Below are 20,278 nucleotides of genomic sequence, written 5' to 3'. Positions count from 1 at the left end.
GTTCAAACTCGGTTCTACGGCCATCGCAGGTCTCTCCTTCGTGATCTAGACAATCCGAAGGATCTGCGATGGCCGCCTCTCATCACTGCAAAACTGCAGGTCATACACCACTTCGGTGGACGCGACCACCTACCACCGGCCGCGCGGGTGGTAGGACCGGATGGTCTGGCCGTCCGTCTCCGCCCGAGATGCCGCGCTGGCCTGCCACTTGCCTGCCCGGCTACCACCGTGGGCGGCGGCTGCCACCGTGAGCGGGCACCTCGGCCGCCTGGCAACCCGGCCCGACCCCGCGCAGGGCGCAGGCGGCTGCGGCAACAACGAGCAGGCACCAGGTCGCCGGGCAACCCGACTCGACCCGAACCGGGGAAGGCGACGGCATCCCGAGCCGTGTCCGCTCGTCAAGCCCGCGCGTGGATCCAGGGCCAAACGGGCAAAGCTCACGGTTGCTCATCGACAATAGTAGAAGGCTCAACTATCGTCATGCATCGATGTCCATCGACTCGATTGTGGGGGATTCATGACCAAGCGTTGGAGCCATGTGCTGGCCGTCGGTGCGTTCGTGCTGGTCGGCGTCGCGGGCACGGCGAGCGCCGCCTCGGCCGCCGTCGCGCCGCAGGCCGGTCCGAGCAGTACCTACGCCGCCGAGATCATCACCGCCGACGAGGCGAAGGCGATCGCGCTCGAGGCCAGCGGCGGCGGCACGATCACCAAGTTCGAGTTCAAGGAGGGCCACTCGGAGTACCGGGTGGAGATTCAGAACGGCCGGCTGGAGCACCGGATCCGCCTCGACGCGGCCACCGGCGAGATCACCCGGCACGACATCAAGGACTGACCGGTTCCGCCGGCTGGGACATCCGAGCCCAGCCGGCACCCGGCCGTCACGTCGCCCGGTGCTCGAGCCGCAGCCGGTAGGCGGCGAGCCCGTCCGGCACCGGCCGTCACGTCGCCCGGTGCTCGAGCCGCAGCCGGTAGGCGGCGAGCCCGTCCGGCACCCGGCCGTCACGTCGCCCGGTGCTCGAGCCGCAGCCGGTAGGCGGCGAGCCCGTCCGGCACCCAGTCCCACTCGTCGAGCTTGGCGGCCAGCTCCTCGTCGGTGAGGAAGGTGTGCCACGCGACCTCCTCGACCTGCGGCCGCACCGGCAGCGTGCACCGCACCTGGTAGGCCGCCGACCACCAGGCGTGCTCGTCGGTCTCGAACGGGAACTTGAACAGGAACTCCGGCGCCGGCAGCCCGGACACGCCCAGTTCCTCCTCGGCCTCCCGCAGCGCCGCCTGGTCGTAGGTCTCGCCGGCGCCCACGACACCGCCGACCCACATGTCGTACCGCGACGGGAACACCTGCTTGGTCGCCGTCCGCCGGTGCACGAAGATCCGGTCGTCCGCGTCGCGCACCAGGATGAACGCGCACCGGTGCCGCAGCCGCCGCGCGTACGACTCGCTGCGCCGCGCCTGCCCGATCACCCGGTCCTGTTCGTCCACGACATCGATGAGCTCGTCCACCGGGCAAACGTAGCCGGAGATCGTCCGTAGTAAGGTTCACCCTCGATGAGGGGCCCGCTGCGACCGAACGATCCGCGATGGATCGGCGCCTACCGTCTCGAGAGCCGTCTCGGCCAGGGCGGCATGGGCACCGTCTACCTGGGCTACGCCCGCGATGGACGGCCGGTGGCGATCAAGGTCATCAAACCCGAGCTCGCGTACGAGGAAGAGTTCCGCGCGCGGTTCCGCAGTGAGGTGAACCGGGCCCGCCAGGTGCCCCCGTTCTGCACCGCCGAGCTGCTGGACGCCGACGCCGACCACGAGACGCCGTACCTGGTCGTCGAGTATGTGGACGGCCCCAGCCTCGCCGACGTGGTCACCGAGCAGGGCCCGCTGACCGGCGGCAACCTGTACAGCGTGGCGGTCGGCGTGGCCACCGCGCTGGCCGCGATCCACGGCGCCGGGGTGATCCACCGCGACCTCAAGCCACGTAACGTCCTGTTCTCGCTAGGTACACCGAAAGTGATCGACTTCGGCATCGCCCGGGCGTTCGAGGCCACCAGCCAGCACACCGGTACCGATCAGATGGTCGGCACGGTCGGCTACATGGCCCCGGAGCGCTTCGACGCCGACTCCGCCCGGGCCGTCGGTCCCGCCGCGGACGTGTTCGCGTGGGGGGTCGTCGTCACGTACGCCGGCACCGGCCGTACCCCTTTCACCGGCGACTCCGCGGCCGCGACGGCCGCGCGCATCCTCACCCAGGCGCCCAACCTGGGCGATCTGCCCGCGCCGCTGCGTGACCTGGTCGCGATGACCTTGGAGAAGGACCCGGCCCGCCGCCCGTCCGCCGCCGAGCTGCTCGACCTGCTGGTCGCGGCCCGGGAGGCGCCGGCGGGTTTCGCGAACCGTCCGGAGCTGCGGCACGCGGCGCAGGCGGTGCGCATGCCGGCCGCCGACGACCGCACGACCGTCGTGTCGCGCCGCCGCTGGCGCCGGGCCGCGCCGATCCTGGCGGCCGCGGCCATCGTCGGCGTCGTGCTGGCCGGGGTGGTCGCGTTCACTCCGGTGCGTCAGCTGGTCGAGCCGGACACCGAGTCGGCGTTCGAGCCGGGCGCGGCCGCGTCCAGCCCGGCCGTCGTGCCGGCGCCGAGCGTCGAGGAGCAGCCGTCCACGCTGCCGTCGAGTGCCGTTCCCGTGCCGAGCCGGAAGCCGGCCGCGCCGGACGAGACCGGCCCGGTCATCGCGCCCACCCTGCAGGAGGACGACGCCCGTCTCTGCAAGAGTTCCGACCTGAGCGTCACGATCAGCGCGCAGAGCGACGACCCGACCGCGCTCGGCACCCAGAAGGGCCTGATCTCCGCGGTCAACACGTCGTCCTCGGCCTGCCGGGTCGACGGTCGGCTGTTCGTCAGCCTCTACAACGCCGCTGACGAGCGCATCGACGTGCCGACGACGTCGGTCAACGAGCCCGGTGCGGCGGCCGAGATCATCCTGCGCCCTCGCGGCGGCGCGTACCAGGGCATGAAGTGGCAGGCCTGCGACCGCGACGAGTGCCCGGCCGGCAACACGTTCCGCGCCAGCCTGGACTCGAAGTCCCGTGGCGTGGTCGCCGAGCCGGACGGCTTCCCCGACCCGGGCAGCAGCCAGATCGCGATGAAATCCCTCCAGCTGGGCACCCTGCAGCCCAGCCGCCAGGGCGTTGTCGCCTGGTGACCGCCCGAGGCGAGCTCTGGTGGTCCCGCGCCGACGACGAGTGGCCGATCGTGCTGCTGTCCGGCGCCGGCGAGCCCGAGCTCCGCGCCGTCCAGGTCGTCGCGCCGGCGACGGAGGACCAGAAGCGCGGTTTCGTCGTGCTCTCCCCGGAGCAGGTGACCGCCGACGTGGATCCATCGGCGGCGGGTGGGGTGGGCATCGAGGTTCCCGTCATCGTGGACGAGCACCGTGCCGGGGTCGTCCGCGTCGCGTTACCCCGGGAGGACCGCATCTTCTGCACGTGGCAGCTCACCGTCGCACCCGAGGACCTCATCGAGCGGGCGGGCATCCTGCCGGCCGGGACGATGCGGCAGTTGGAGTTCGCCCTGCGCCTGGCCGGTGTCGAGTGAGTCCGGAGAGCCCGGAGAGCCCGGAGAGCCCGGAGGGCGAGAAGCGTCGCGGTTCGTTCTGGCGCGAGCTTCCGGTCCTCGTCGTGGTGGCGGTCGTGGTCGCCGTCCTCGTCCGGGTCTTCGTGGTGCAGACCTTCTTCATCCCGTCGCCCTCGATGGAGCACACACTCGACATCGACGACAAGCTGCTGGTCAACAAGCTGGTCTACGACTTCCGCGAGCCCCGGCGCGGCGAGATCATCGTCTTCAAGGCGCCCCGGCAGTGGCGGAGCGGCGTCGAGGGCGAGGACTTCGTCAAGCGCATCATCGGGGTCGGCGGCGACCACGTGCAGTGCTGCGACGCCCAGCACCGCATCACGGTCAACGGCCACGCCCTCGACGAGCCGTACATCTACCGGGACGCCGACGGGGTTCCCGACGAGGCCGCCGGCGCGCCCTTCGACATCACCGTCCCGAGCGGCCGGATCTGGGTGATGGGTGACCACCGCCAGGCGTCCGCCGATTCCCTCGAGCACTGGCGGAACAACCCGGACATCCAGGAGGCGACGATCCCGGCAGGCTCGGTCGTGGGCCGCGCCTTCACCGTCTTCTGGCCGGTCGGCCGGGCGACGTGGCTGACCGTGCCACCGACGTTCGACGGCGTTCCCGCTTCCTGAGCCCGGCTACCTCCGGTGACCCGGCCAAGGCCGGGACCGCTTACGCGGCCAGGCGGGTCAGCTGCGCTTTCCGGACTTCCGCGCTCCAAAGGCCTCGCGGCCTGAGTCGAGTGGCCGGTCTCTTCCCGTTCGGCCCCGCAGGATGCCACGCGGCCGCAGTCCGCGTCCATGCCACACCGGTGCGGCATGGACGCCACTCCATGCACCGTCCAGGCTGTCGGAAAGGAGCCGAGACGGTAGGAGTACGCCTGTGTCATCGCCGAGCGAAGGACCACGTCTGCTCTCGCTTGCTGCCACGATCGCCCATCAGGCGGTCATGGCGATGGAGCGCGGTGAGGCCGGCACCGGCGGCGCGCTGATCGTGCAGGTCATTGCGTTTGCCCGGCACAGCGCGGATCTCGGCGTACTCGATGAGGTCTTGGTGGAGACCCGGGACCGGCTCAACCGGCCCGATCGCGGTCCGGCCGACCGCACTCGATCCACTCTGGACTGGATCGACCTGCTCTACCCGGTGCTGCTCGCCGGCCACCCCGTTCCGCCTCGGCTCGGTGCCCTGCTGGCTGCCCCGGACCCGGCATCCGAGGCAGATGCGGCACGCCGTGAGGCGCTCGGTGAGGCTGCGTACCGGCAGGCGGTCACCGCGCTACGCCGGGGCGACAAGGAAACTGCGCTCGCGTGGCAAAGGCTGGCGCACGAGAACGGCCACCCGCTGGCCGCGGCGGTTTCCGCTCCGCAACACCCGGTCATCGACCTGCCCGTTCGGCGCCGCGATCCCCGGATCGCGGCGTTGCTGAACGTGAGCGGCCTCGCCGCCGGCTACCTCTATCTGGGCCGATGGAAAAGGGCAGCGGTAGTACTCCTGGGAACTTTCCTCGTGCTCTGGTTCGCCGCTGCCCACGACGCTTCGCGGAGTCCCGGTCGCTGGCTCACGGTCGCCGCGCTCGGCGTCGGCGCCGCGACCTTCGACGCGTGGCGGTTGGCCCGGCGGCAGCACGGCGTGGCCGTCCGCGGCTCGATGCCACGGCGGCCGTTGGTGACCGCGGTGGCGCTGGTGCTGCTGATGGTCGCCGGGTTCGTCGGCTACCAGGCGGCCGGCCGGTCAGCTCTGGCCGATGCGCGCGCCGCGCATGCGGCCGGCGACTGTCCGGCGGCGTTGGACAGGTACGCGAGCGTCCAGTCCCGCTACGAACTCACCCTCACCTCCGTCACCGCCGTCGCTCGCGCGGACCAGCGCGAGTGCCGGGACCTGCTGGCCGCCGAGGCTTCCTCGGCTCCCGAGGCGTTCGATGCGCAGCTGGACGAATATCCGGACGGGTTGCTGGTCGCGCGGGCTCGAGCCGGCCGCGCGGAGGCGTACTGGCAACGCGGCAGGTCCTCCAGCAAGCGGGCGGCCGACCTGACCGACGGGATCGAAGCGGCGAACACGCGACGCCAAGCCGTCACCGACTACCAGGTGGTCGTCACCGACCATCCAGGCACCGCCCAGGCTGCCGCAGTCCGGTCCGACCTGGACGACGCCTACGCCTCAGTGATCGCCAAAGCTCTCGGCCGGCCTTGTGACGCCCTCGCGGAGCTGACATACCTCAGCACCGTGTCCCTGCCGGAGGCGAAGGCGGGGGCGGCCCGGGCCCTCGCCGCTCGTCCCGGCACGCTGTACAACTGCGCCTTGAAGGAAATCGGCGGCGGCGAGTACGACTCGGCCATCGAGCATCTGGATGAGTTCGTCGCCGACTACCCGCGCGACGCCCGGGCCGCGCAGGCCCGGCAGAAGCGGATCGCCGCCGAGGTCGCCAAGGTCAGGGCCGGCGCAACCGGCGACATCGCCCCGCTGGAACGTACCGGTAACGGCCCTTCCGGCACCGCCATCGTGCAGGTGGTCAACGACTCGCCGTACGCACTGGAGATCCTGTACAGCGGACCGGTCGCCGATCGAGTCACCGTCCCGGCCTGCGCATCCTGCCAGGTGCGCTCGTCGCCCCTGCTGAGTCGTTACTTCGCCCCGACGTGCGGCGGTACCGGCGTGCCCGCCAGGACCGTACGGCTCAAGCCCGGCAGCTACCAGGTCGTCGTCCGGGCCTCCGCGAGCGATGGTCCGAGACCGTACTCCGGATCGTGGAAGTTGGCGGGTGGAGCACGCTACGACAACTGCTACTACGCCAGCCGGGCCTTCTGAAGCGGCCCCGAAAGACGGAGGCTAGCGCCGGCCGTCCCAGCGGTCGCGCAGCATCACGGCTCGCAGCGCGGTGTTGATGCCGAGCCAGCGCGCCGGTTCCGGTTCCCAGGGCCGCGAGCGGTGGCCCACCCAGGGCAGCTTCGTGCGGTCGCCGGCACGGTTCAAGATCAGATCCGCGAGGGTACGCCCGGCGAGGTTCGCCGCGGCCACGCCGTCGCCGACGTAGCCGCCGCCCCAGGCCAGGCCGTCGTCGCGCAGTCCGACGGACGGGGTCCAGTCGCGGGGGATGCCCAGCGGGCCGCCCCACCGGTGGGTGATCCGCGGGCGGATGCCGAACAGCTCGGTGAGCGTCCGTTCCAGCCCGTCGAACACGGCGGGGACCTGGTCGTAGCCGGGCCGGATCCGCGAGCCGAAGTGGTAGGGGGCACCGCGCCCGCCGAACGCCAGCCGGTCGTCGGCGGTGCGCTGGCCGTAGACGACCAGCCTGCGCTCGTCCGAGAACGTCTCCCTGCGGCGCAGCCCGATCCGCTCCCACACCGGGGCGGGCAGCGGCTCGGTGGCGATCATCAGCGAGTACACCGGCGCCACGGTGCGCCGGAAGCCGGGCAGCGTCGCCCGCCACGCCTCCAGGGCGTGCACCACGACGCCGGCCTTGACCGTCCCGCGGTCGGTCACCACGGAGCCGGGGGAGGTGCGCAGCACGCGCGTTCCCTCGTGGATGGTCACGGTGCGGCGTTCGGCCGCGGAGGCGAGACCGCGCACGAGCGGGCGGGATGCAGGGCCGCGCAGTCGGGGCTGTAGATGCCGCCGAGCACGTCGGTCGCACCGCAGATGCCGCGGGCGGTGTCCGCGTCCACGAAACCCGGCGCCGAGGCGGACCTGCGGAGCTGGGCGCGCGTGCGTACCAGAGAAATGGTCCCGCCCTTGGTGAAGTGGCAGTCGATCCCCTCCGCGGCGGCGACCCTGCCGACCTCGTCGACCGCGTCGGCCAGCGCGGGCGCCATGCCGGGCAGGTCGGCGGGGAAGAGGCCGGAGCACCAGCCGCCGTTGCGGCCCGAGGCGCCGAAGCCGCAGTAGTTCGCCTCCAGCACGACGATGCGCAGCGACGGATCGAGGCCGGCCAGGTAGTACGCCGTCCACAGGCCGGTGTAGCCGCCGCCGCAGATGGCGACGTCGGCGGTCGTGTCGCCGTCGAGTGGCCGGCGCCGGCCGAGGTCGCCCATCGACGCCAGCCAGAACGACGGGCTCAGATACGGCTCCACGCCTCGGTCAGCACCGTACGCAGGACCTGCTCGATCTCGGCGAAGTGCTTCTCCTCGCAGACCAGCGGCGGGGCCAGCTGGACCACCGGGTCGCCGCGGTCGTCGGCGCGGCAGTACAGCCCGTTCTCGAACAGCGCCTGCGACAGGAAGCCGCGCAGCAGCCGGTCCGACTCGTCGGCGTCGAAGGTCTCCTTGGTCGCCTTGTCCTTGACCAGCTCGATGCCGAAGAAGTAACCGTCGCCCCGCACGTCGCCGACGATCGGCAGGTCGGTCAACCGGTCCAGGTACGACCGGAACTTCTCGCTGTTGGCGGTGACGTGACCGTTGAGGTCCTCACGTTCGAAGATGTCCAGGTTGGCCAGCGCCACCGCCGACGCCACCGGGTGGCCGCCGAAGGTGATGCCGTGCGCGAAGGTGGCGCTGCCGGAGAGGAACGGCTCGACCAGGCGCTCGGAGGCGATCATCGCGCCCAAAGGCACATAACCCGAGGTCATGCCCTTGGCGCAGGTGATGATGTCCGGCTGGTAGCCGTACTTGTCGGCGCCGAAGTAGTTGCCCAGCCGGCCGAACGCGCAGATCACCTCGTCCGAGACGAGCAGCACGTCGTACCGGTCGCAGATCTCCCGGACCCGCTGGAAGTAGCCGGGCGGCGGCGGGAAGCAGCCGCCGGAGTTCTGCACCGGCTCGAGGTAGACGCACGCGACTGTCTCGGGGCCCTCGAACTCGATGGCCTCGGCGATCCGGTCGGCCGCCCAGATCCCGAACTGCTCGGGCGTCATGTCCTCGTCGGGCCGGCGGTAGTAGTTGGTGTTCGGCACCCGGACCGTCGACGGCACCAGCGGCTCGAACTGCTGCTTGAGTGCGGGCAGCCCGGTGATCGACAGCGCGCCCATCGTGGTGCCGTGGTAGGCCACGTTCCGCGAGATCGCCTTGGTCTTCATCGGCTTGCCGACCTGCTTGAAGTAGCTGCGGGCCAGCTTCCACGCGCTCTCCACGGCCTCCGAGCCGCCGGTCGTGAAGAACACCCGGTCGAGGTCGCCCGGAGCCATCGCGGCGAGGCGCTCGGAGAGCTCGATGGCGGTCGGATGCGCGTACGACCAGAGCGGGAAGAAGGCGAGCTCGGCGGCCTGCTTGGCGGCCGCCTCGGCCAGCTCGGTGCGGCCGTGACCGGCCTGCACCACGAACAGCCCGGAGAGCCCGTCCAGATAGCGTTTGCCGTTCTGGTCCCAGATGTACGGGCCGGAGCCGCGCACGATCACCGGGGCCTCGCCGGCGGACAGGCGGGTGAAGTGCATCCAGAGGTGGTCCTGCGTCATCTCGTTCCCCACGCGTACGTCTGTTTTGCCAGCTTCAGGTACATGAACGTCTCCGTCCCGGCGACGCCCTCGACGCCGCGGACCTTCTCGTTGAGCAGGTCCAGCAGGTGCTCGTCGTCGGTGCAGACCAGCTCGACGAGCAGGTCGTAGCCCCCGGCGCAGATCACCACGTAGTCCACCTCCGGGATGGCGGCCAGCTTGTCGGCCACCACGCGCAGGTCGCCGACCACCTTGACGCCGACCATGGCCTGCCGGGCGAACCCGAGCGTCAACGGGTCGGTGACGGCCACGATCTGCATCAGGCCGCCGTCGAGGAGGCGTTGCACCCGTTGGCGCACCGCGGCCTCGGACAGCCCGATGGTCTTGGCCAGCGCGGCGTACGACATCCGCCCGTCGCGCTGCAGGTGCTCGATGATCTGCTTGTTGATGTCGTCCAGCGCCAGGTCCGTCACGCCGCGATTGTGCCCTCGGTCATCCAGCCTGGCAATGGAATCCGTGGTCGTGTTGCTGTCACCCCATTGAATCCGTTGCGCTAGTGGATGTACATACGTTTATCGCAGGAATCTTGGACCTTGACAAGTGTTTCCGTGGTGGCAACGCTGCGGTGACACGGTTTCAGTTCAGTGCGGCGGCAAATCGAGGCAAAGTTGCGGATTCTTCAGATAGGCGCCGGCGGGGTGGGTGCGGCGGCTGCTGGCATCGCCTCCAGACGCGAATTTTTCGACACTTTTGTAGTGGCTGACTACGATCTTGCCAAGGCCCGGGCCGCTTTGAGGGATGCGCGTTTCACGGCTGCGCAGATCGACGCGTCCGACCCGGCCGCCGTGGCCGCGCTCTGTCGCGAGCACAAGATCACGCACGTGCTCAACGCGGTGGATCCCCGTTTCGTGATGCCCATCTTCAACGGCGCGCTCGACGCCGGCGCGGACTATCTGGACATGGCGATGTCGCTGTCGGGTCCGGGGGTGATGCTGGGCGACGAGCAGTTCGCCGCGGAGCCCCGCTGGCTCGCGGCCGGCCGGCTCGCCCTGGTCGGCATCGGAGTGGAGCCCGGACTGTCCGATGTGTTCGCGCGTTACGCCGCCGACCACCTCTTCTCCCGGATCGACGAGATCGGGATCCGCGACGGCGGCAACCTGGTCGTCGACGGGTACGAGTTCGCGCCCTCGTTCTCCGTCTGGACGACGATCGAGGAGTGCCTGAACCCGCCGGTGATCTGGGAGAAGGACCGCGGCTGGTACACCTGCGAGCCGCTGAGCGAGCCGGAGACCTTCGACTTTCCCGGCGGCATCGGCCCGGTCGAGTGCGTGCACGTGGAGCACGAGGAGGTCCTGCTCATCCCGCGCTGGGTGGACGCCGGCAAGGTCACCTTCAAGTACGGCCTCGGCAAGGAATTCATCGACGTCCTCAAGACGCTGCGCAAACTCGGCCTGGACCGCACCCAGCCGGTGACCGTCGGCGGCGTGCGGGTGTCGCCACGAGACGTGGTGGCCGCGGTGTTACCGGACCCGGCCACGCTGGGCGACCGGATGACCGGCACCACCTGTGCCGGCACGCTGGTCACCGGCCTCGGCAAGGACGGGCTTCCGCGATCGGTCTATCTGTATCACCTGGTCGACAACGAGTGGTCGATGGCTTCCTACGGCGCGCAGGCCGTGGTCTGGCAGACCGCGGTCAACCCCATCATCGCGCTCGAGCTGCTCGCCGCCGGAACGTGGAACGGCACCGGCGTCCTCGGCCCGGAAGCCTTCGACGCTGTGCCGTTCCTGGACAAGCTCGTCGAGTACGGCACACCCTGGGGCCTACGGGAGCAGTAGAGCACGCTCCACGATGTCCAAGCCTCGGGCCAGCTCGTCGTCGGTGATCACCAGCGGGGGCAGGAAGCGCAGCACGTTGCCGTAGGTGCCGCAGGTCAGCACCAGCAGCCCCGCGTCGTGGCAGGCCTTGGCGGCAGTCGCGGCGCGTACCGGATCGGGCTCGATGCCGCCCGGCCGGACCAGCTCGACGGCGACCATCGCGCCCCGGCCCCGGACGTCACCGACAGACAGGGACCGCAGGCGGGGGAGCATGACGTCGCCGATGTGCCGGGCCGCCGCGGGCAGGTCCAGCTCGCGCATCGTCTCGACGGCGGCGAGCGCGGCCGCGCAGGCGATCGGGTTTCCGCCGTACGTGCCGCCCAGCCCACCCGCGTGCACCGCGTCCATGAGCTCGGCGCGGCCCACGACACCGGCGATCGGCAGCCCGCCGCCCATGCCCTTGGCCGTCGTCACGAGATCGGGCTCCAGACCCTCGTGATCGCTGGCGAACCAGTCTCCCGTACGGCAGAAACCGGTTTGGATCTCGTCGGCGATGAAGACCGCACCGGCGGCGCGCGCCCACTCCGCGAGGGCCGGCAGGAAGCCGGGCGCGGGCTCGACGAAGCCGCCCTCGCCCTGGATCGGCTCGATCAGCACCGCCGCGACGTTGGGCCCGCCGACCTGCTTCTCGATCACGTCGATGGCCTTCTGAGCGGCTGAAAAGCCGTCCAGCCCGCCGTCGCGCAGCGGATAGGACATCGGCGCGCGGTAGACCTCCGGCGCGAACGGGCCCATCCGGTGCTTGTACGGCATCACCTTCGCGGTCAGCGCCATCGTCAGGTTGGTGCGGCCGTGATAGGCGTGGTCGAACACCACGACCGCCGGCCGTCCGGTGGCGTGCCTAGCGATCTTGACGGCGTTCTCCACCGCCTCGGCGCCCGAGTTGAACAGGGCCGCCCGCTTCTCGAACGTGCCCGGGGTCAGCTCGATCAACTGCTCACAGACCGCGACGTACGACTCGTACGGCGCGACCATGAAACAGGTGTGGGTGAAGCGTTCCGCCTGAGCCTGGACGGCCGCCACCACCCGCGGCGCCGCGTTGCCGACCGACGTGACCGCGATGCCGGACGCGAAGTCCAGCCAGGTGTTGCCGTCCACGTCCCGGATCCCGGCGCCGGCCGCGGTGTCCACGTAGGACGAGATCACCGACGTGACACCCCGGGCGACGGCGGTGGCCCGGCGCTTCTGCAACTCCTCGGACGACGGCACGCTCACTCCCCGACGTTGTGCATGACGTGCTTGACCCGGGTGTAGTCCTCCAGGCCGTACACGGAAAGGTCCTTGCCGTGCCCCGAATGCTTGAAACCGCCGTGCGGCATCTCGGCGACCAGCGGGATGTGGCAGTTCACCCAGACGCAGCCGAAGTCCAGCCGCCGCGTCATCCGCATCGCCCGCCCGTGGTCGCGCGTCCACACCGACGACGCGAGCCCGTACTGCACGCCGTTCGCCCAGCGCACCGCCTCGTCCTCGTCGGTGAACCGCTGCACGGTGATGACCGGCCCGAACACCTCGTCCTGGACGATCTCGTCCTGCTGCCTGACGTTGGTGATGACGGTGGGCGTGTAGAAATAGCCGCGCTCGCCCTGCCTCGACCCGCCCGCGGCGACTTCCGCGTGATCGGGCAGCCGGTCCACGAAGCCGCTGACCCGTTCCAGCTGCCGGGCGTTGTTCAGGGGGCCGTAGAGCACGTCCTCGTCGTCGGCCGCACCGGTCCTGGTGTTCTTGGCCTGCTCGGCGAGGGCCGCCGCGAAGTCGTCGTAAACCCGCGGCCCGGCGAGCACCCGCGTGGCGGCCGTGCAGTCCTGCCCCGCGTTGAAGTAGCCGGCCTCGGCGATCGCGGCCGCCGCGGCCTCGACGTCGGCGTCGTCGAAGACCACCACGGGCGCCTTGCCGCCCAGCTCCAGGTGGGTGCGCTTGAGGTCCTTGGCGGCGGACGCGGCCACCTCCATCCCGGCGCGCACCGACCCGGTGATCGAGACCATCTGCGGCGTCGGGTGGGAGACGAGCGCCCGCCCGGTGTCCCGGTCGCCGGTGATCACGTTGAAGACGCCCGCCGGGAAGAACTCAGCCGCGATCTCGGCCAGCATCAGACTCGTCACCGGCGTGGTGTCCGAAGGTTTGAGCACCACGGCGTTCCCCGCGGCGATGGCCGGCGCGATCTTCCAGACGGCCATCATCAGCGGATAGTTCCAGGGTGTGACCTGCGCGCACACCCCGACGGGCTCCCGTCGCACATACGACTCGAAGCCCGACATGTACTGCCCCGCCGACCGCCCCTCGAGCAGCCGCGCCGCCCCCGCGAAGAACCGGATCTGATCGATCGCCGGCGGCAACTCCTCGCTGGCGGTCAGCCCCAGCGGCTTCCCGGTGTTCCGCGACTCGGCCGCGACCAGCTCATCGCTCCGCGCCTCGATCGCGTCCGCGAACCGCAGCAACGCCCGCTGCCGCTCACTCGGGGTGGTGTCCCGCCACGTCTCGAAGGCCTCGGCGGCCGCGGCCATCGCCCGGTCCACGTCGGCTTGGCCGGACACCGGCGCGGACGCGAACACCTCGCCGGTGGCCGGATCGATCAGGTCCTCGTACCGCCCGTCGGCAGGCTCAGCGGCAGCCCCGGCGATCACGTTCTTCAGCACGGTTTTCGCGGTCATGGCGCCATCCTTTGCACTGGATCCGTCGCTGGCAAGAGGGTGGGGCCGCTTTTCCGTCGCCAGTTGCTCTACTCACCGACGTGCCGCGCGCCACCTGCCATGCTTCCGCTCGCCACTTCCGTCGCCATGTCCCTTGTCGCTTCCCTCGTCGCTTCTTCGCCGCGACTCGCCGGTGCTTGCAACTGAAAACCGTTGCCATTAGCCTGAGATGTGTTCGGCCGCTGTTCCGGGGCCGGGCGGGGGTTTGCCGGCCCGGCCGCCCGGCCCTTTCTCAGATCAAAACCGTTCTCGGGTACGCGCACAGCACCTGCACGCCTCCTCGGCGGGCTGAGCGGTCGGTCCCCCTCCGTGCCGCGCCGCCGGGTTGTCCTGCGTGGTCACCCGCCCGCGCCGCCGGGTCGTATCGCGCGCGCCGCCGGGTCGTATCGCGCGCGCCGCCGGGTCGTCTCGCACGGTGACCCGGAGGTGCGCAGCGGCCGGTCAGTCGGCGGCGATCAGCATGACCGCCGCGACCGCCCTGCCCAGAATCGTGTGGTCGCCGGTGCGGTTCAGCACGTCGAGCGCGGCGTCGACAAACTTGATCGCATGCGGATCGGCCGTCCCCGCGGCGGCCTCCATCGGATCGCCGCGCAACGTCTCGACCGGGCGCGGCCCAGCGGGTGAGTAGGCAGCGGTCACCGCAGTAGTGGCCGCCCACGCCGCCTCAAGGCTGGGCGCCCACAGCCGTCCAGGCAGCGCGGGCAGTGCCCGAAGCACAGCCGTAGGCGCCGTAGCGGCATGAACGAGCATGACCGGCGCACCGTAGCCGTGCGTGAAGAACCGACCCACCGCAGCATCCACAATCGCGCCGAGCCGTTCCTCGACGCCGGCCGTCCCCAGCCCACCGCGCCGTTCCCCGACGCCGGCCGTCCCCAGCCCACCGCCCCGTTCCCCGACGCTGGATGTCCCCGGTCTCCCGGGCCGATCCTGGACGCTGGCGGTCCCGAGCCGGTCCTCAACACGAGCGGTCCCCTGGCGGCCGGGCTCTTCCTCGGTGCCCGTTGTCCCCACTGCACCCTGCCTGTGGACAACGTCGCCGGAATGTCGGACCCGGCTGCTACCTTCCTGCCCACCCACAGGGGTGGGGGAGGCGGCGGTGGGCCGCGCGGGCACCAAGATCATTTCGCCGTGGACGGTCGCCCAGGAGCCCGGAGCGGCAGTCAGGGAGCCGTATGCGTCCCGCCACGAGTCGGGGGCGGCAGTCAGGGAGCCGTATGCGTCCCGCCAGGAGCCGGGGGCTGCAGGCAGGGAGCCGGAGACCTCTGCCCGGGAGCCGGACGCGTCCGCCCAGGAGCCGGGGACGGCGGGCCAGGAGTCGAGGGCGGCCAGCTGGGCGAGCCGGTGCCGGATGCCGAAACGCTGGTCCGGCACGCGCGACACGGCGTCCAGCGCGGCACGTGGGTCCGTCGTGCGGTAGGGCCCGGCCGCCGGCAACGCCAGCGGCTGCCAGCGCGCGGCCCAGTAGGCGAGCCCGTGCGCCAGCTCGAGGATCCGCGGCGCCGTCTCCACGTCGAGCAGCGCCCGGACCGCGTGCCCAACCCGGATCACCCCGTGCGTTGCCCCGGCCGCGATTCCGGGCAGGAGCCGTGGCCACCAGAGTTCCAGGACTTCGCGCCAGGGCGAGTCGGCCAGTTCCCGCTCGAAGTAGCGGATCCAGTCCCCGGTCCGGACCGGGTCGCCCAGCGGGTCGCGCCACTGGTCCCGCGGGATCGGGTTGATCCCGCGGGGCCGTTCCTCCAGCAGGTGGTCGTAGGAGTCGAGCCACCGGTGCACCTGGTCCGCGTGACCGTGTCGTGTGAGTGCTTCGGCCGCCATCGGCGCGTGGTTGGACAGCCAGCCGTTGCGCTCGGGGCCGGTGTCCCGCAAGCGTTCCAGCGCCTCGTCGAGTATTCCGTCAGCCATTCTGGCAGACTGCAACCTCAATCGAGCTTGAGGTCAAGCTCGGGTTCAAGCCCGTCCGGCGCCGACGGGGCAGCCCGCCACAGAGGATCAGATGGTGAGGTCGACCGTCTTGGTGCCGGACTTGGGCACGGTGACCTTGTCGGGCCAGGAACCGGAGGCGTCCGCCCCGCCGCCGGTCAGGCTCCAGCGCAGAAGGACGGAGCCGCCCCCGATGACGGGCATGTCGTAGGCCGGGTTCTGGCTGGTGAACGTGGCCTGCGCCAGCACGTCGCCGGTTGCGCTGTTGACCGCGGTGACGCGCCCGGAGGTGAAGGGCCGGTTGACGGTGACGGTGCCGGTGAGCCGGCTCCCGGCGGCCAGCGTGTAGTCGTAGGCCGTGGTCGCGCCGGGCGAGACGGTGACCGTCGCCGCCTGGAAGCGGTTGCCTGTCGTGCCGGAGAGCTGCCGCGGCGCGAGCCCGGTCTTCGAGGTGAAGATCAGCGGCCAGGCGTACGGGCCGAGGCTGTAGATCCGGTAGCTGCCGTCGCTGAAGGTTCCGGCGAACGGCGGGTCGGTGTCCAGTGGCCAGGCGCTGACGTCGACGGCCACGTCCTCGACCGGTGCGCCGGCCGTGTCCCGTACGATGCCGCGCAGGTCGCCGCCCTTGTCCAGCAGGATCGTCGGCGGCCTGGTCGTCTTGCCGGCCTTGATCTTGATCTTGGCGGCTTGCCGCTGGTCGCCGGTGCCGCCGTTCTCGCCCACCCACTGCGCGCCGAGGCCTTGCGGGTCGGTCGAGTAGACGAACATCTGGTAGGTGCCGTCCGCCACCGCGGCCGTGGTGATGGCGCCGTTCTTGCGGGTGCAGCCGACGTCGTCGCCGTCGGGGACGCCGCCTTGGCCGGGTGTGGCGAGCACGACGCACCACTGCTTCCGGGCGGTGCCGGTCTCCCGGTCGGCCACCTCGACGTGGATCCGGCCGCCGAGGGCCGGCCGTACGGTCGCCGTGGTGGTCTGGCCGTCGACCAGCGTCGCCGGGGCGTTGGCGCCGGCCAGGTAGTAGTCGCCGGCCGAGACGGTGACCGTGACGGCGCCGGGGGCCAGCCCGGCCGCGATGACCTCGGTGCCGTCGGTGCAGTACGTGCCTGTCCGGCCGGCCACCGCGGCGCAGAACCCGGTGATCGGCCGGCTGGTCGTGTCGTCCAGCGCGGTGACCCGCAGTGTCGCGCCGCCGGACTGCCAGACCTGGTTCACGGTCGCCGTCTCGCCGGGTTGCAGGTTGAAGGTTCCGGGTACGACCTGCGTGCGGTCCCGGGCCGGGTTCTGGATCTTGACCTGGTAGTCCTCGCCGGGGAAGACGCTGGTGACGGCCCACTCGCCGTTGGCGTCGGTGGTGACGAGCCCGCGCTGGTAGTTGCCGGGAACGGTGCCGGCCTCGACGGTGAAGCCGGGCAGCGGGGAGCCGTCGGCCAGGGTGAGCCGGCCGCGCAGGGTGGCGGGTTGCGGTTGCCGGAAGTCCCGGACCGTCACCTCGCCGACCCGCACGGGGATCGTTTCGGCCCGCTCGGGGCGCAGTGTGCCGGGGATGTACGTCTGGGAGCCGTCGCCGTTGTCCCGGGAGATCAGGTAGCCGCCCGGCTGGAGGCCCTGGAACCGGTAGAAGCCGTCGTCGTCGGTGTAGACGCTCTTGACCTTGGCGCCGTCGCGCCACAGGGTGACGCTCCGGTCGTACACGATGTCGCCGTTGCTCCACCGCATGACGCCTTGCACCGCGCCGAGCGGGAGCAGCGTCTCGTCGGCCCGGACGGTCTGGCCGGCGGTGACCGTGTAGACCGTGGCGTCGGCCCGTTTCGTCGCCTGCGGGATGTATTGGATGCCGACGGGTGCGCTCTCGACGGTGACCACCCACCGGCCGGCCGGAACGTCGATCGTGTAGCCGCCGCCGGCGGTCAGGTCGCCCTTGATCCAGCCGCTGCCGCCGACCTGTTCCGCGGCGACCTCGATGACCTCGGCGGGTCCGCCGGTCGCCGCGGACACGACGCCGGTGATCCGGGCGGTGGGCCGCTGGGTCTCGTCGACCACGACGGTCTCGTCGGCGGTGACGGTGAACGCCGCCGCCGACGCGTAGTCGGCTGCCTGGTGCGCCCACTGGGACTGGCCGTTGCGCAGGAAGTTGATCTTCACCGGTCCGGGTTCCACGCCGACCAGGCGGTAGCCGCCGTCCGCGCCGGTCTTACCCCATCCGGTGACCCGGTTGGCCTCGCTGTACGCGTACACGTCGGCGCCGCTGATCGGGTCGCCCGCCGCGGTGCGGTACGTGCCGGTGACGGTGCCGCCGGGAAGTTGCGTCTCGTCGACGGTCACGGTGCCGCCGTCCGGCACGGTGAAGACGGTGCCGTCGCTGAGGTACCGCTTCTGGTGTGCCACCTGCACGAAACCGTCGTCGTCGAGCATGACCTTGATCCCGCCGGGCGGCAGGCCGGGAAGGGTCCAGTGGCCGGCGGCGTCGGTCGTGGTCTCACCCAGCAGGCGGGCGCTCGGCGACGCGGTGACCGTGATCTTGGCGCCCTCGATCGGCTCGCCCGCCGGGGTGACGAAGGTGCCTGTCACCGTGCCGGTCCCGGCCGCCTGGGCCGGGACGGCCCAGGCGGCGGCCGCGAAAATGCCGGCGGCAGCGGCCGCCAGTAAGCGACGAAACATCAGTAAAACCCCCGTGTGTCGGCCTTGCATCGTCCACAGGGGAGATTAGCCCGCGAGGAGCGGAAGCGAGATCCGGAAAACGGCCCCCTTTCCGATCGCGGTCGTGAGCTCGATCTCTCCGCCGTGGGCCTGGGCCAGCGACCGCGCGATGGCCAGCCCGAGCCCGGCGTTGGCGCCGCCCTCCCGGCTGCGGGAGCGGTCCGCGCGGTAGAACCGGTCGAAGACGCGTCCGGCCTGCTCGGCGGTCATGCCCGGGCCGTCGTCGGCGATCTCCAGCACGGCCCGGTCGCCGACGGTGCCCACGCCGATCCGGACCGGGGTGCCCGCCGGGGTGTGCGCGGCCGCGTTGCCCACCAGGTTGGTGACGACCTGCCGCAGCCGTGCCTCGTCGGCGTGCACCGGCGCCGGTCCGGGTCGTCCGCCGCCGGGCCCGGTCAGCGTCACCGGCCGGGTGGGATCGAGGGCGCGCAGGTCGTGGCGGGCGTCGGTGGCGAGCGTACGCAGATCCATCGGTCCTTGATCGAGCTGGCCGTCCGGGGTCTCGTCGAGGCGGGCCAGCAGCAGCAGGTCCTCGGTCAGCGCGCTCAGCCGGCCGGCCTCCCGGTCGATCCCGTGCATCGCCTCGGCGACGGCGTCGGCCGCCGCGTCCGGCCCGGTCAGCCCGCCCATCCGGTACAGCTCGGTGGAGCCCTTGATCACGAAGAGCGGCGTCCGCAGCTCGTGGCTGACGTCCGAGACGAACGCCCGCATCCGCGCCTCGGCCGCCGCCTGCTCGGCGAAGGCCCGCTCGAGCTGGCCGAGCATGGTGTTCAGGGAGATCGCGAGGCGCCCGATCTCGGTTCGAGGAGCAGCGTCGGGTACGCGCTGGGCGAGGTCACCGCCGGCGATGGCGGCAGCGGTGTGCTCGATCCGGCGCAGCGGCCGCAGCCCCCGGCCGAGCGCGAACCACCCGGCCACGGTCAGCAGGGCCAGCAGCAGCCCGCCGCTGGTCAGGGCCACCGTCCGCACCCGGGCCAGCGTGGCGTCGGCCTCGGTGAGCGGGGCCGCCGCGATCACCGTCCCGGCGCCACCCGCGGCGGGCCGGGCCACGGCACGCCACCGCCCCGAGCCGTCCGCGGCGGGCAGGCTCACCCCGATCCCGTCGGCCGGCACGGTACGCAGGCCGTCCGGCAGGGTCACCCTGCTCACGCGCGAGGAGAGGATGCCGTTGACCACCTTGCCGTCCGGGGAGAGGAACACGACGTAGGGCGTGCCGAGCAGGTCGAGCGCGGAGTCGAGCAGGTCCGGGCGGGCGGCGCCGTCGCCCGGCGGCCGCTGGGGCGTGACCTGGGACATGATCGTGGCGAACGACCGCAGCTGAGTGTCGGTCCGGGACAGCTGGTAGCGCTCCAGCTGGTCGAGGACGACCGTGCCGGAGACGGCCAGCCCGGTCAGCAGCAGCCCGGCGGTGAGCAGCAGCAGCCGGGCGCGCAGGGAGAGTCTCACCGGGGTGGCCTCCGGATCACGTAGCCGACACCGTGCACGGTGTGGATGTGCTTGGGCTCCTCGGCGTCCACCTTGCGGCGCAGGTAGGAGATGTACGTGTCGACGATGCTGGCGTCGCCGCCGAAGTCGTACCGCCAGACCCGGTCCAGGATCTGCGCCTTGGACACCACCCGGCCGGCGTTCTCCATCAGGAAGCGCAGCAGCCGGAACTCGGTGTCGGAGAGCCGCACCGGCGTGCCGCCCCGGGTGGCCTGATGCCCCTCGGTGTCCAGCGCGAGCTCGCCCACCGCCAGCACCCCCGCCGCGTAGCCGGACGTGCGCCGCAGGATCGCGCGGATCCGGGCGATCAGCTCCTCCAGGTCGAACGGCTTCGTCACGTAGTCGTCGGCGCCGAGCGACAGACCCTCCACCTTGTCGGCCTGGCGGTCCCGAGCGGTCAAGAACAGAACCGGCACTTGCGTACGCTGCTCGCGCAGCCGCCGCACCACCTCGAAGCCGTCCATGTCGGGCAGCATCACGTCGAGCAGCACCAGGTCGGGAGGGTCGTCGCGCGCCGCGGCGACCGCTTCGAAGGCGGTCGCCGCGGTGGTCACGCTGAATCCGGCGAACCGGAGCGTCGCGGCGAGCAGCTCACGGACGGTGGCCTCGTCGTCCACCACCAGCAGCCGATCACTCATCGGGTGA

At 71.4% G+C, this 20,278-nt stretch carries 16 protein-coding genes and 1 pseudogene; 6 read left to right on the top strand and 11 right to left on the bottom strand.

Going from position 1 to position 20,278, the window contains the following annotated elements; all coding sequences use genetic code 11:
• Window positions 1-517: 517 nt before the first annotated feature.
• Window positions 518-832, top strand: a complete 315-nt coding sequence (locus tag QSK31_RS45165) for a PepSY domain-containing protein (RefSeq protein WP_285691276.1) — start codon at window positions 518-520, stop codon at window positions 830-832.
• A 167-nt stretch (window positions 833-999) separates the two neighbouring features.
• Here the strand turns inward: QSK31_RS45165 and QSK31_RS45160 are convergent, their stop codons facing one another.
• Entirely contained in the window at window positions 1,000-1,500 is a 501-nt protein-coding gene (locus tag QSK31_RS45160; protein WP_285691275.1) for an NUDIX hydrolase, read from the bottom strand.
• A gap of 45 nt (window positions 1,501-1,545) precedes the next feature.
• Between QSK31_RS45160 and QSK31_RS45155 the strand changes: the two genes are divergently transcribed.
• From QSK31_RS45155 to QSK31_RS45140, 4 genes are all read left to right on the top strand, one after another.
• Window positions 1,546-3,192, top strand: a complete 1,647-nt coding sequence (locus tag QSK31_RS45155) for a protein kinase domain-containing protein (protein WP_285691274.1) — start codon at window positions 1,546-1,548, stop codon at window positions 3,190-3,192.
• Complete coding sequence (locus tag QSK31_RS45150; protein ID WP_285691273.1) at window positions 3,189-3,581, top strand: hypothetical protein; 393 nt, start codon at window positions 3,189-3,191, stop codon at window positions 3,579-3,581. Before QSK31_RS45155 ends, QSK31_RS45150 begins: the two co-directional genes overlap by 4 nt.
• Complete coding sequence (gene lepB / locus QSK31_RS45145) at window positions 3,578-4,237, top strand: signal peptidase I (protein WP_285691272.1); 660 nt, start codon at window positions 3,578-3,580, stop codon at window positions 4,235-4,237. The genes QSK31_RS45150 and lepB overlap by 4 nt, the downstream gene beginning before the upstream one ends.
• Before the next feature lie 250 nt (window positions 4,238-4,487).
• Window positions 4,488-6,410 carry a hypothetical protein gene (locus tag QSK31_RS45140; RefSeq protein WP_285691271.1) on the top strand — a complete coding sequence of 641 codons (1,923 nt, stop codon included), beginning with the start codon at window positions 4,488-4,490 and terminating at the stop codon, window positions 6,408-6,410.
• A gap of 21 nt (window positions 6,411-6,431) precedes the next feature.
• Here the strand turns inward: QSK31_RS45140 and QSK31_RS49040 are convergent, their stop codons facing one another.
• Genes QSK31_RS49040 through QSK31_RS45125 form a run of 4 tightly spaced genes read right to left on the bottom strand, consistent with a single transcriptional unit; the run spans window position 6,432 to window position 9,440 of the window.
• Entirely contained in the window at window positions 6,432-7,172 is a 741-nt protein-coding gene (locus QSK31_RS49040) for an NAD(P)/FAD-dependent oxidoreductase (protein ID WP_352244658.1), read from the bottom strand.
• The gene (locus QSK31_RS49035) at window positions 7,133-7,672 is read right to left on the bottom strand and encodes an NAD(P)/FAD-dependent oxidoreductase (protein WP_352244656.1); all 540 of its coding nucleotides are present in this window, start codon (window positions 7,670-7,672) and stop codon (window positions 7,133-7,135) included. Before QSK31_RS49035 ends, QSK31_RS49040 begins: the two co-directional genes overlap by 40 nt.
• The gene (locus QSK31_RS45130; RefSeq protein ID WP_285691270.1) at window positions 7,657-8,988 is read right to left on the bottom strand and encodes an aspartate aminotransferase family protein; all 1,332 of its coding nucleotides are present in this window, start codon (window positions 8,986-8,988) and stop codon (window positions 7,657-7,659) included. The genes QSK31_RS49035 and QSK31_RS45130 overlap by 16 nt, the downstream gene beginning before the upstream one ends.
• On the bottom strand, window positions 8,985-9,440 hold the full coding sequence (locus QSK31_RS45125) for an Lrp/AsnC family transcriptional regulator (RefSeq protein ID WP_352244654.1): 456 nt from the start codon (window positions 9,438-9,440) through the stop codon (window positions 8,985-8,987). The genes QSK31_RS45130 and QSK31_RS45125 overlap by 4 nt, the downstream gene beginning before the upstream one ends.
• A gap of 195 nt (window positions 9,441-9,635) precedes the next feature.
• On the opposite strand from QSK31_RS45125, the gene QSK31_RS45120 reads away from it, so the two are divergent.
• Window positions 9,636-10,805: a saccharopine dehydrogenase family protein gene (locus tag QSK31_RS45120; protein ID WP_285691269.1), complete on the top strand. Its 1,170-nt coding sequence runs from the start codon at window positions 9,636-9,638 to the stop codon at window positions 10,803-10,805.
• On the opposite strand, the gene gabT is transcribed toward QSK31_RS45120, so the two are convergent.
• The 6 genes and pseudogenes from gabT to QSK31_RS45090 all read right to left on the bottom strand — a co-directional run bounded on the left by gabT (window position 10,791) and on the right by QSK31_RS45090 (window position 20,271).
• Window positions 10,791-12,053, bottom strand: a complete 1,263-nt coding sequence (gabT, locus tag QSK31_RS45115) for a 4-aminobutyrate--2-oxoglutarate transaminase (RefSeq protein WP_285691268.1) — start codon at window positions 12,051-12,053, stop codon at window positions 10,791-10,793. The genes QSK31_RS45120 and gabT overlap by 15 nt on opposite strands.
• Before the next feature lie 2 nt (window positions 12,054-12,055).
• The gene (locus QSK31_RS45110; RefSeq protein WP_285691267.1) at window positions 12,056-13,492 is read right to left on the bottom strand and encodes a gamma-aminobutyraldehyde dehydrogenase; all 1,437 of its coding nucleotides are present in this window, start codon (window positions 13,490-13,492) and stop codon (window positions 12,056-12,058) included.
• Between the two features lie 1,272 nt (window positions 13,493-14,764).
• Window positions 14,765-15,433 (bottom strand): annotated as a pseudogene (locus tag QSK31_RS49030) (questin oxidase family protein); the annotation flags it as partial.
• 87 nt (window positions 15,434-15,520) lie between these two features.
• Complete coding sequence (locus QSK31_RS45100; protein ID WP_285691265.1) at window positions 15,521-18,109, bottom strand: carboxypeptidase regulatory-like domain-containing protein; 2,589 nt, start codon at window positions 18,107-18,109, stop codon at window positions 15,521-15,523.
• Window positions 18,110-18,154: 45 nt separating this feature from the next.
• Window positions 18,155-19,594 carry a sensor histidine kinase gene (locus tag QSK31_RS45095; protein WP_285691264.1) on the bottom strand — a complete coding sequence of 480 codons (1,440 nt, stop codon included), beginning with the start codon at window positions 19,592-19,594 and terminating at the stop codon, window positions 18,155-18,157.
• Entirely contained in the window at window positions 19,591-20,271 is a 681-nt protein-coding gene (locus QSK31_RS45090; protein WP_285691263.1) for a response regulator transcription factor, read from the bottom strand. The genes QSK31_RS45095 and QSK31_RS45090 overlap by 4 nt, the downstream gene beginning before the upstream one ends.
• Window positions 20,272-20,278 lie beyond the last annotated feature (7 nt).

Origin of the sequence: Actinoplanes sp. NBRC 103695, from assembly GCF_030269485.1 — a bacterium.
In the GTDB taxonomy this organism is placed as follows: domain Bacteria; phylum Actinomycetota; class Actinomycetes; order Mycobacteriales; family Micromonosporaceae; genus Actinoplanes.
The sequence above is the reverse complement of the archived record's forward strand: the minus strand, read 5'-3'. Positions and strand labels throughout refer to the sequence as shown.